This window comes from Paenibacillus sp. Root444D2, from assembly GCF_001426375.1.
GTDB lineage: Bacteria > Bacillota > Bacilli > Paenibacillales > NBRC-103111 > Paenibacillus_E.
Genome location: NZ_LMEO01000050.1, coordinates 252,085 through 264,095 on the forward strand (window position 1 = coordinate 252,085; position 12,011 = coordinate 264,095).

At 43.9% G+C, this 12,011-nt stretch carries 11 protein-coding genes; all 11 read right to left on the reverse strand.

Translation table 11 applies throughout. The features are described 5' to 3' along the window. Nucleotides 1–16: 16 nt before the first annotated feature. Entirely contained in the window at nucleotides 17–733 is a 717-nt protein-coding gene (locus ASD40_RS28705) for a sugar transferase (RefSeq protein ID WP_057306554.1), read from the reverse strand. After that, nucleotides 702–1,640, reverse strand: coding sequence for a UTP--glucose-1-phosphate uridylyltransferase GalU (gene galU / locus ASD40_RS28710; protein ID WP_057306555.1), 939 nt, complete (start codon nucleotides 1,638–1,640; stop codon nucleotides 702–704). Before galU ends, ASD40_RS28705 begins: the two co-directional genes overlap by 32 nt. Nucleotides 1,641–1,733: 93 nt before the next feature. Next, nucleotides 1,734–2,369, reverse strand: coding sequence for a CpsD/CapB family tyrosine-protein kinase (locus tag ASD40_RS28715; RefSeq protein ID WP_057306556.1), 636 nt, complete (start codon nucleotides 2,367–2,369; stop codon nucleotides 1,734–1,736). Then, nucleotides 2,353–3,096, reverse strand: coding sequence for a YveK family protein (locus tag ASD40_RS28720; protein WP_057306557.1), 744 nt, complete (start codon nucleotides 3,094–3,096; stop codon nucleotides 2,353–2,355). The genes ASD40_RS28715 and ASD40_RS28720 overlap by 17 nt, the downstream gene beginning before the upstream one ends. 392 nt (nucleotides 3,097–3,488) lie before the next feature. Continuing rightward, on the reverse strand, nucleotides 3,489–4,109 hold the full coding sequence (locus tag ASD40_RS28725) for a response regulator (protein WP_057306558.1): 621 nt from the start codon (nucleotides 4,107–4,109) through the stop codon (nucleotides 3,489–3,491). Nucleotides 4,110–4,156: 47 nt separating this feature from the next. Beyond that, nucleotides 4,157–5,824 carry a sensor histidine kinase gene (locus tag ASD40_RS28730; protein WP_057306559.1) on the reverse strand — a complete coding sequence of 556 codons (1,668 nt, stop codon included), beginning with the start codon at nucleotides 5,822–5,824 and terminating at the stop codon, nucleotides 4,157–4,159. A gap of 814 nt (nucleotides 5,825–6,638) precedes the next feature. Further along, on the reverse strand, nucleotides 6,639–7,508 hold the full coding sequence (locus tag ASD40_RS28735; RefSeq protein ID WP_057306560.1) for a sugar phosphate isomerase/epimerase family protein: 870 nt from the start codon (nucleotides 7,506–7,508) through the stop codon (nucleotides 6,639–6,641). A gap of 40 nt (nucleotides 7,509–7,548) precedes the next feature. Next, entirely contained in the window at nucleotides 7,549–8,409 is an 861-nt protein-coding gene (locus ASD40_RS28740) for a sugar phosphate isomerase/epimerase family protein (RefSeq protein WP_057306561.1), read from the reverse strand. 30 nt (nucleotides 8,410–8,439) lie between these two features. Continuing rightward, nucleotides 8,440–9,504 (reverse strand): Gfo/Idh/MocA family protein, encoded by a 1,065-nt coding sequence (locus tag ASD40_RS28745; RefSeq protein WP_057306562.1) that lies wholly within the window; start codon nucleotides 9,502–9,504, stop codon nucleotides 8,440–8,442. Between the two features lie 111 nt (nucleotides 9,505–9,615). Then, nucleotides 9,616–10,818: an MDR family MFS transporter gene (locus ASD40_RS28750; protein ID WP_057306563.1), complete on the reverse strand. Its 1,203-nt coding sequence runs from the start codon at nucleotides 10,816–10,818 to the stop codon at nucleotides 9,616–9,618. Nucleotides 10,819–11,001: 183 nt separating this feature from the next. Beyond that, on the reverse strand, nucleotides 11,002–11,970 hold the full coding sequence (locus ASD40_RS28755) for a quinone oxidoreductase family protein (RefSeq protein WP_057306564.1): 969 nt from the start codon (nucleotides 11,968–11,970) through the stop codon (nucleotides 11,002–11,004). Nucleotides 11,971–12,011: the final 41 nt, after the last annotated feature.

A 12,011-nucleotide genomic window follows, 5' to 3' on the forward strand; every position in this document is an offset into this window, starting at 1 on the left:
CTTTCCCTTCTGTTCTCTAAAACGCGTCTTTGGAGCCAAGAAGGACCGAAACTGTTTTCAAGATAATTTTCAAATCATAGAAAATGCTTCGTTCTCTGATATAAGTCAAATCGAGTTCAACCATTTGCTCGAAGCTTAAATTACTTCGCCCGCTTACTTGCCATAGCCCCGTGCAACCAGGAGTAACGGCTAAGCGCTTCTTCTCGTATGGTGTATACTCACTAACTTCACTAGGCAAAGCTGGTCTTGGTCCGACCAAGCTCATATCACCTACAAGTACGTTCCATAATTGTGGTAACTCATCTATACTTGTTTTGCGCAGTAATCGCCCGACGCGTGTAACGCGAGGATCATTCTTCATTTTAAACATCGCGCCTTCAACTTCATTCTGACTCATCAACTGCTGCTTCAACTCTTCCGCATTGGACACCATCGAGCGAAACTTATACATAGGAAAAAGTATTTCGTCTTTACCGACTCGATTTTGTTTGAAGAAAACAGAGCCTTTAGGATCTTCCACCTTAATCCAGATAGCAATGATGATAAATAACGGTGTCAGGAAGAGAAGGCCCATGATGGATAGCATAATATCGAGCATCCGTTTTACAAATAAATAGGAAGCAGCGCTTTTCCCTTCTTGCGGTCTAGGGGTAGCAGCCGTGTAGTAGCTCTTCTGGGGAATTTTCTGAGGTCCCAGGTACTCATAATCCTCCTGCAGTTCGCGCAAGCTCATGGTCTCCACCTCCCAGATGCTCTAGAATTGGTGCATATTGCTCCTTGATTAGGATGGCAGCCATCGCCTCAAGAACATCTAGCCGAAGATCTTTACTCTCCAAGGCGAACGCCATTGTCGTGAGAATGTAACCGAGACGTTCACCCACATCATAACGGATACCGTCAAAATGATACGCTAGCACTCGTTCTATTTGATTAAGCTTCTGAATCGCATCTGTCAGTTGAATTTCACCGCCAGCGCCTTTCTCCTGAAGCTCCAAAAATTCAAAAATTTTAGGGGAGAACACATATCTACCCATAATGGCAAGATTGGAAGGGGCTGTGCCTAATTTTGGTTTTTCAACCAAGTCTTTCACTTGATAAAGGCGGTTATTTTGCTCACCTGGATCAATGACGCCGTAACGATTGGTAAGCTCTGGCGGTACGGTTTGTACTCCGATAACTGAATTTTCTGATAATTCATATTGTTGAATGAGCTGTTTTAGGCAGGGAACCTTCCCTGTGACAATATCATCGCCTAGCAGCACTGCGAATGGTTCATTCCCGATGAACCTTCTTGCACACCAGACCGCATGTCCAAGACCTTTGGGTTCCTTTTGACGAATGTAATGAATCTCTACCTTGGATGAACGCTGTACTTCCTTGAGAAGCTCCAGCTTCCCTGTTTCCAACAGCTTGTTTTCTAACTCGAAAGCATTATCGAAGTGATCTTCGATTGCCCTCTTCCCTTTGCCGGTAACAATAATGATATCTTCGATTCCGGATTCGATGGCTTCTTCCACGATGTATTGAATAGTCGGCTTGTTGATGATCGGGAGCATCTCTTTGGGCATCGCTTTCGTAGCAGGCAGGAATCTCGTTCCTAATCCTGCGGCCGGAATAATTGCTTTCTTCACCTTTTTCATCTCTCTCATCCTCCTCAGAGTTTTGCTTTAGCAAAACTGGCTTCGTAAGCATCCGCTATCGATTATGGAAAGTCTATCCGCTAATGGTTTCAATTATTGGTTGAAAACAATGCCAAGCATTCTGGCTCCAGACTGCTCTAACTGTGTTCTCGCTTGCTTCGCCCATTCTCGCTTCGTCTTGCCATTTTTGGCAACTAGCATCACGCCGTCACTATACTCAGTGAGTAAACAAGCATCTGTATAGTCAAGTGTTGATGGCGAATCGATGAGAATGACTTCATACCGCTGCTTGAGCTCGTTCATCAAGGCATCCATTTGGGCGGAGCCTAACAGCTCGGATGGATTCAGCGGTTGACCACCGCTGGCGATGAGATCAAGCCCGACAATTCCTGTCGGTGTAATGACTTCTTGGGCGGTTAGCCCCTTATTTAAAAAGTGAATCAGGCCTTTCGAATTCTTAGCACCAAACATCTCATGCAGGGCTGGTTGCCGTAAATTACAATCAAGGACCACGACAGACTTACCTTCCTGTGCATAGGTGATAGCCAAATTAGCAAGGGTCGTCGTTTTGCCTTCTTGCGCCTTAGGAGATGCAACCATGAGCACCATTCCTTGACCTGCTGGTACAACCTTTTTATAGCGTACCGCTGTACGCAAGGAACGATATGCTTCGGAGACCGGCGAAATCGGATCCAATTCAGCCACAAGAACATTACTTAGCTGTGACATATGCCTTTTCCCCTACCTCTCTGCTTCTTGCACGCGATGGTTTAGCTGCTTTACCCTTTTTAATCGTTCCGATGGAAGAGAGTACTGGTAAACCAACGATATGCTCAGCTTCTTTTTCAGAACGAATCGTGTCATTGATATTTTCAAAGAAGAAGAAAACACCAATGGCTGCCATCGCCGATAAAATGAAGCTCAAAGCAAGATTGATGATTACGCTGGAATTGACTGGCAATGGCTTCACAGCAGCATCAGAATTAGAAAGAATCTTGACATTATTCATATTCATCAAGCTTGGCACTTCACTAATGAACGTATCAGCAAGTGTCTTGGTAATCACAACTGCTTTTTCATAGCTAGGATCCTCAAGCTCAATTTTGATAATTTGTGTTTTATCCGTGGAGCTCACTTTCAGATTCTTAAGCAGCTCTTTCTGTGTCATTCCGAATTCGGGGTGACTCTGCAGCATCAATTGAATGATATGATCTGACTTCATGATTTCCTTGTAGCTCTCAATTAAATTCAAGTTCATCGACACATCGCTAAGATCTATCGCTTCTTCACTCTTGAACGTGCTGCTAACCAGCACTTGTGTGTTCGCCTTGTAAACAGGCTCAACGAATGTCTTACTGACATAGAACGTTGTCAGACACGAAAGAAGAACGAAAAGTGCAATCATCCACAGCTTTTTGCGAATGAGTACAAAGTAATCCAAGATCGATTTCTCCATGGTACCCTCCCGAAAAAAAATAGTTTGAAACTCGATGAATTCAGTATTGCTTTTCTAAAAAAATTGAGCTATGATATTTGCAATGAAAGCGTTTTATTTGCCTGAACCCCCACTATCGAACCGACATTCAATCACTCCTTTAGCCAGAGCATTCAACAATCTCTTTTCGACAGAGTTAGCTAGTTAGTAGCTTAGGTGAAGCACTCTACGATCAAAAGGAATGAAGAATGCCGCTTTTTGTCAGTTAGTTGGTTATACACAAATACTATATGAATTCCCAGAATTATGATATTACCCGATATTATAATTTTTAGGGTCTATTTTGTGTATCTACCAATGGCTATATGTAATAAAGCGATGGTATACTTTCGGACCATGAATGCTTAAATGGCTTACTGAAAACTGCTGACTAGTCCTTTGGATTGCGCTAACAAAGCCGCTTGCGTACGATCGTTGACACATAGCTTGTTTAGAATTTGGCTAACATGCTTCTTGACAGTGAACTCGGTAACCATCAGTTTCTTGGCCATTCCTTGATTGGATAAACCCTCTCCAAGACCAATTAACACTTCCCGCTCCTTCGGCGTAAGCTTACTGAAGCTGTCTTCTTCCTCTTTCTTGAACAACATTTCCATCAAGCCTGGATCGTAATACTTTTTACCTTTGAAAATCAATTTAATGGCAAGCAGCAATTCTTCTGGCAGCGCTTCTTTGAGTACATAACCATCCGCTCCCACAGCCTCTGCCCTTCTTACATCCTGCTCCATAGTCGATGAAGTCAGAATGATACTTCGGCATGGCGAATCTTTAATCATCTCAACCACTTCGAGTCCAGAACGATTCCCCAGCTTAAGATCCACGATAGCCAGATCCGGTTTCGTTTCCTTGATTAACTGGAGTGCGTGCTCCACCGTTTCCGATTCGCCAGAAATTTCGATGTTAGCTTCAAGCTTTAGCACAGCTGACAATCCTTTTCGCACCAACGGATGATCATCTACGATAACAACTTTCAAAGTACCACCAGCTTTCGTTAGAATGGGAATAGCCTCATAACCTTGTTTTAGCCCATCATTTGAAGTTCATTTAGTTCCTTTTTATCCTGATGCCCGGAAGGGAGTGTCACTTGAATATGTGTACCTTTTCCTTTCGTGCTCTGAATGTTAATCGTTCCGCCAAAAGACTGAACAAGCAGCTCCATGTTATTCACACCAAGTCCGGATACCTTAGGGTCAGATAGCCGTTCTGTAACACTGAATCCACTCCCGTTATCCAAGACAGAGAGCTTTACCTCATCTGACTTCATACTTAGATCTACCTGAATGTGGCTGCTTCGGCCATGACGAATGGCGTTTCCAGTTGCTTCCGATATGATCCTGAACAAAGCCTTTTGATAATTGACCTGCAGACCATGATCATCACCAGTCACATTTAAGGTTACTTTCACAGCGTGCAGCTTGGACAAGCTGTCTAGATGAGATTTAACGGTTGTGATCCAAAAAGCACCGCCATTTTTCCTAGAACTAAGACTATAAATGGTTGAACGAAGTTCTTGAGATGCCGCTACAGATGACTCTTGGATAATTTGCAGCTGCTCCTTGATCTGATCTGTTGAAATGTCTTTCCATTTGCGACTGAGCGAATGTACGGCATACACAATTCCGAAAATGTACTGCGAAACGCTGTCGTGCATCTCGTCGGCAATCCGATTCTGCTCCTCGATAATCATCAACTGGTTCTCAATACGCTCGAGCTGATGCCTCTCCAAAATGACGGCGCACAGCTCAGATAGAAAATATAGCTGTTTGACAAACCAATGTCTGCCTTCCTCATAGCTGGAGCGCTCGATCTTAACTCCCATCACTCCCCAGAATCGGGTCGACGACTTGATGGGAATCACAAGAAAATCACCATGCTCAGGAAGACTCATCACCATACAGCTATCTAGCTGTCTGAGTTCGGCCGCATGATTTTCAATAGCAGTAGACAGGGAAGCTTCTACACCAACAGGCGTGATACCCTGAGTAATCAGATGATCGTGCCCGCCATTTCCGCTCCCATTGACATCCCAGAAGAAGGACATTTTGAGCTTGGTCAGCTTTAGAGCGAATTCAGCAAAAATAATTTTCAAATTCTCCGATTCACTATGCGTAGCTGCTTCCACGATTTGATACAGCGACTTCATATGCTCCATCGTCTCCGTTGTTCGAGCGTTCGCAATTTCAAGCCTACTTTTGACACCAGCTAATAGTTGAATAGAGAGGGTCATGAATAATAGCATCAGGTAAAAGCGATTTTCATTTAATAACATAGTGGCTAGCGTCTGCGTCTGGTCATTGGCAAAAAAGTAGGAAAATGCGGTGACGAATAAGAAGTAACTCAGCATCATAAACCAGCAGTAGATAGAGGAGAGGTAGCTGGCAGCCATCCATGCGGGATTGAATACGCACCAAAGGAACGGACTGTCCATACCGCCGCTTAGAAGATGCAGGATCATCATCCCAGTCATTTCCAAGCCTACGGTTATTTTAATTGTGCGAGAGGCTTGGCCACTTTGGGTATACATGTCCGTAATCCACTTGGCAAAGATGAATAGCACCAAAATGATACCAATTTTGAAACGTAATGGGGGGCCACGATCCTCGATGGCATACACTAACGAAGTTCCTGCGAGCGAAATATACCGGTACAAGTAAAAGACTTTACTTTCACCAGAGAACATCTTCCTCATCTGTGTAATCATCCTTTAACCGATATTTGTATTTGGTTCCTTAAACAATACCCAAGTTTACCATTATCATAACAGTTAAATTTTTACAGTCAAAAGGGCTTTATATGACTATATACTTCGTATTATTTGTAGTTTTGTGTCTCATTAAATGGAAATTAACGATTTTCAGGAGTAAAGGTCTAGACGTTTTGATTACATAGACCTAACCTTTTGGCGAATAAAAAACTGAAAGGGATTTCAATGCTATAAAAAAATTCATCCTTTTGTACCATAAATTTCCTGAAAAAAATTCTACTTTAGTGCACATAAACTCGATTTAGCTCACTTTGAGAAGCTTCCAAACAGGGATTGACATAATTCCTGCTTTAGTACGGATTTCATTTAGTTTAGGCTCGGATTGCGAGGCTAACTCGGGTAATGCAAGACTTAAGCTCGGTTTTCGAGCTTATTACCAATACTCATCTCTCTTTATTGCTGTAAGCCCGGAAAACAGCTTCTCAGCCTGCATACTCCCGCCTCTTATCTCGGTCAAACCCGAAGCAACACGTCTCCTACCGTCCTCCTAAAAGAACAAATAAGCGCGATAATTGTGAGCAGAAGCTCGTCGACAGAGTCTGAGAAGCCGAATATCGACTTCTCAGCAGACCATCCTGCGCGTCCATGCACAGATAAAAAAAGAACCCGCAAAATTGCGAAGTTCTTGTCAGTCCTATGAGTTACAGATGATTTTCTGATAATTCACTGATGATTCACCGTTGATTTTCTGATAATTCACTGATGATTCGCCGTTGCTTACCGATACTTTCCTGATGTATTATTGATATTTCTTAATAAACGCAATCGCATTGGCAATATCTACTTCAGGCTTCTCCCCAACTTCACGCTCAATGGTCAAATAGCCCGTGTAACCAATGTCACGAAGCGCTTGAAAGTATCGACCGAAATCGACATGACCTTCACCTAGTGCGAGCTCTCGATAATAGGGTCCTGATGTCGCTGCCTCGGCGATAAGCTCGTGACTCATCGGTTGATAACCCAGTGAACCGTAGACTTCACGAGGGTCAGCCTGACGCAGTCGGACACCGTCCTTCACATGCGTGTGGACAATATAATCTTTCAACGTGATAACCCCTTGAACAGGATCATCACCAGTCACCATCACCATATTCGCTGGATCAAAGTTAACGGAAACACCTTTAGTGGACAACGAATCTAGAAAGCTTTTCAAGTGTGCAGCTGTTTCTGGACCGGTTTCTACGGCAAAGTAAGCGCCTAAGCTGCTTGCATACACGCCTAATTCCTCACACGCATGCAGCATCGTTTCATAGATAGGGCCATTGGCCTGATCAGGTACGACACCGATGTGAGTGGTTACGACTTTGGTTCCCAGCTCAACCGCAAGGTCGAGAATACGCTTTGATTTCTCTATTTTGTCGGCATTCACGGACTGATCTTGGAAGCCATGACCGCCCAAATCCCCACACAAAGCAGAGATGCTAAGCCCCAATGACTCGATGTATGCTTTCAGTTCTTTGCGCGCTTGAGGTGATAAGTTCGCCGGGTCCATCTCGCCTGAGACTGCATATATTTGTACCCCGTCTGCGCCGAGCTCTTTGGCTTTCTTCAAACCATCACGCAAGCCTAGTCGCAGACTGTCAACCATAATGCCAATCGGATTCCCCATATTGCATTAACACACCTTTCGTATCGCTGAATTTTATTACCTATTCCACATCTTCCCATAGCCTTCTAATATTTTGCAACCCAATCATCGTACCCATTTTGCATTCCTCCATGCCTTCAAATTCCAAGGAAATGAATCCGTCATAGCCGGAGCTTTTAATAACGCGCAGTACTTCTTTCATATCAATATCACCATGGCCCACAATAGCGCCGCGCAAATGATTGCCTTGTAAGGTCTGGAACCAACCCTTGCCTGGATTTTGGTACGAAGGACGAAGGTAAAAATCTTTCACATGGACCATCGATGCGAAGGGCAGATTATTTTTTACCGCTGCAACGGAATCTTCATCTACGCACATAAAATTGCCCACATCAAGCGTTGTGCGGAAATTGGGACGATCGACGGCTTGAATTAACGTTTGAACGCGGTCACTATGCTGCACAAAGTATCCGTGATTCTCGACGCTCGTTATGATGCCATATTGCGAAGCATAATCAGCAATTTGCCGACAGGCCTCCGCCATACGCTCAAGTTCTTTGTTAAAGTTCGCAATAGAACGATCCTCACTTGATGCGACATCATGGCGCATTCTTTGTACACCAAGCCTTGCAGCGAGATCAACTTCCCCTTTGACCCGTTTAATTTCCTGTTCATAGGCCTCTTGAGAATCCGTTAGAAAGTTTGCTCCAATCGCATAATTAGATATTTCGATGCCACGCGACTGTGCTTTAAGGCGAATCTCATCTGCAAGCTCCAAATTCCCAGGTAAATCAAAGCCAAGGGGTACAATCTCAACATGTTCGCCACCCTGGTCAGCAATCCAATCAATAGCACCAAAAATGTCCATTTCTCCAGCCTTCAGAGCTTGAAATAAACTATACGTACTAACGCCAAGTTTCATATCCGTTCCTCCTTTTCTGATCCTAGATAGTTATAATCTGATTTCCTGACCTTTGGCAGCTGATTCATAAATACCACAAAGAATCTTCATCATGGTAAGTCCATCTTCAACTGGACTAATCGGTGAATTCCCAGTTCTACAACAGGATAAGAAGTGACTGATCTCCTGATTAAAAGCTTCTGTTATGTTAATCGATTTGCTATCTGTCTGTGGCGCTACATTCAAAATGGTATCCAGCATTTCCGTGACGAGGACAAGTTCAGGCTCCAATTCCACTCCGCCTTTATCTCCGTACAGCTTGACCGCGATCTCATCCTTTTTGGCATGAAGGGTAAAGCTAACATCAACCATAAGGGAAGCCCCATTTTCGAACCGAATTAAGGCATTGGCCATATCTTCAACGGTATTCAAATCAACATTATAATCAGCGGCTTTGTAAAAGGAAAGATTGCGCACATTCGCCCGATTTCCCAGCTTGTTATACGTATGACCACTGACCGATACAGGTTTCGGTCTCCCCATTAAGTACCAGCATAAGTCAATTACATGAACACCAATATCGATTAAAGGTCCTCCGCCGGATCGTTCCGAGTCAGCAAACCAGCCTCCTGGATTACCTAATCGACGAAGACACGAAGCTTTGGCATAGTACAATTCTCCCAAATCGCCATTATCGATAAAGCGCTTAACGAGCTGAGCATTGGTATCATATCTCCGTACAAAACCAACCTGCAAAATTTTCCCTGTTTCACGAACAGCGTCTTGAATACGCTCAGCCTCTTCTACGGTTTTACAAAGCGGTTTCTCTACTAAAACATGCTTGCCAGCACGCAAAGCTGCAATACTAATCTCGGCATGTGTATTATTCCATGTACAAATACTTACAGCATCCACTTCTGGATTGGCCAGGAGTTCCCGATAATCCGTGTAAATATGCTCCACATTATATTTGGCGGCTTTATCCTCCGCTCTTTGACGATTCAAATCACATACGGCGACCAATTCTGCGTCTGCTTGCTTCACATAGGACTCAAAGTGCATATCGGATATCGATCCTGCACCGATTACACCAATTTTCATTTTGTTTAGGCTCATTGTAAATACTTGCCTCCTTCGTGTCATATGCAATCAGGATAGCATGATTTTTGCTGAGGTAGAATGCATAGGATGAGCATATCCATGGATTATATGGTCAAAAAAAGGCTTTCATTTAGAATGAGATCTCAGTTCTATGAGCATAAAGCAAATATTAGCAAGTCCAACAATGAAGAAGCTGAACCAAGGAAGAGCGCCCCAACCGAGCATGCTCCCCAAGTCGTACAAATAACCCCCGCCAACATTCCCAATCATAGCGCCGATGGATAAAGCAAAACTGTTAAAACCAAAATAACTGGCTATACTTCCTGTCCCAGCGAATTCAGACACCATTGTATTCATCATTGGCTGCCAAAACACTTGCCCGAGCATTAATGAAATGACCCCCGCATAAATCCCCAACATCGAGCCCGACATCCCAATTGTAAACAGCCCCGCCGAAATAAGTAACGTACCTAGTGACAGCACGCCAAAGGGCTGCATCTTAGTCTGACTTAATTTAGAAAAAGGAACCTGCAATAGTACCATCACAATGGCTCCGCAGCTATAAATGAACCCGATATTGGCTCCTGCAGCAATCTGATTCACTCGAAATGGAACGGCAATGTATAGCTGTGCTACAAGCGACCAGGATATCATAGTAAACACCATGAATCGTATAAAACTGCGGTTCTGCAGCACTTTTTTCATCTGTGGCAAAATACCTACGTATTTGGCTTTTGTTTGTTCAGATTTAATCTGCGGTAAAAAGAAAAGACTTAACATGAACGAAAATACAAAAATCAGCGTGGCCGTTATACTCACATATTGAAAACGAAAACCCATAAAAAACGCGCCTAGTATCGGCCCCACCACAAATCCCAAATTACTTAACATTTCACGTATCGAGTATACCGTAATCCGGTTTTCCGGTGTAGAAAGCGCTGCGTAATAGGCATAACTAGCTGGTTGAAATAATGCTGCGCCTAAACCCGAGAAGAAGCATGCTATGATTAAACCCGGAATATGATCAACGAATCCGAATAATCCGAAACCGAACGTACGAATAAACAAACCTATCAAAATCGTACGCTTATACCCAAGCCTGTCGGCCAATGTGCCGCAGAAAACAGACAACCCTTGTTGACTGAAGCTGCGGATAGCTGATATGACCCCAACCATCGTGACGGTTAGCAGTAGATCATTCAGTAAATACGAAGCAAGCAGAGGAATCATCATATAAAATCCGACCGCCATGCTGAATGTATTCATAAACATGACCCAAAAAGGAAGTTTAATAGCGGTTAGCCTATTCATAGCTGTTAACAAGAGCATTTCCTCATTTCCTTGTACGATGCGATGTGTCAATTTTTACAAGATACATGATCTAACAAGGATTGTATATGGGCTTTCTTTATGTAGGCTTGGGTATATTATTGCTGTTCATATTCAGGGTTTAAATTAACCCAAAAAGGCGGCAGAATACGTTAGATACCGTATTCTGCCGCCTATTCCCTGTTAAGGGATTAACAAGATTTTACCTGTGCTTTTCCTGCTCTCTAAGAGTCTGTGAGCTTCCGCGCCCTCCCTCAAAGGAAAGCATGTAAGGCTCTCTATTTGAATAGTCCCTCGCCGCAGCGCATCAAAAAGTTCGTTTGAACGCTCGATTCTATTCTGCAAGGTGGTCACATGGTTCCACAGGTCTCCTCCCGTCAGCGTTTTTGAGGTGTCCATGAGCATTCTTGGGTCAATAGAAGGTGGATCGCCTCCAGCCATGCCATAGAAAATGACTGCTCCCTTCGTTTTGGCAGCAGCGAAACTATCCATTAACGTGGATCCTACTGAATCGTAAACGGCATTTACGCCGTGACTGTCACTGGACCAAATCTTGACCCCATTTACCCAATCGCTGTCGTAACTTAGAACTTCATCTGCACCGGCTTTTAAGGCTATTTCCCTTTTGGCTTCCGAAGAGGTCAAACCGATGACTCGTGCCCCTTTACTTTTACACAGCTGTGTCAAAATCTGTCCAACGCCACCTGCTGCAGCATGTACGACGATTTCGTCGCCGGATTGAACGCGATAGCTGTCATTCACCAAATAATGCGCCGTCATTCCCTGAAGCAATATACCCGCGGCGTGTTCGAACGTGATAGCCACAGGCAAAGGTATAGCACGATCTATTGGCACAGCAACCAATTCGGCATTGGCAAAAGGAACATCCACGAAGGCAACTCGGTCTCCGACCTTGATTTGGTCCACATTCGAAGCTACTCGTTCGACAATGCCGGCGCCCTCATACCCTAGAATGAAAGGTGGTTGCCCAGCCAAATGATAGTTGCCTCGTCTCCTATATATGTCGGCGAAATTTAAGCCGATGGCTTCCGTTCTCACTAGGATATGGCCTAGTTCTAAGCTGGGCTCAGGAATGTTTACATATTGCAGAACCTCTGGCCCACCAAACTGCTCAAAAATTAGTGCTTTCATTGACTACCTCCAACAGGCTAATCTTGCTAAAAAATTGTATC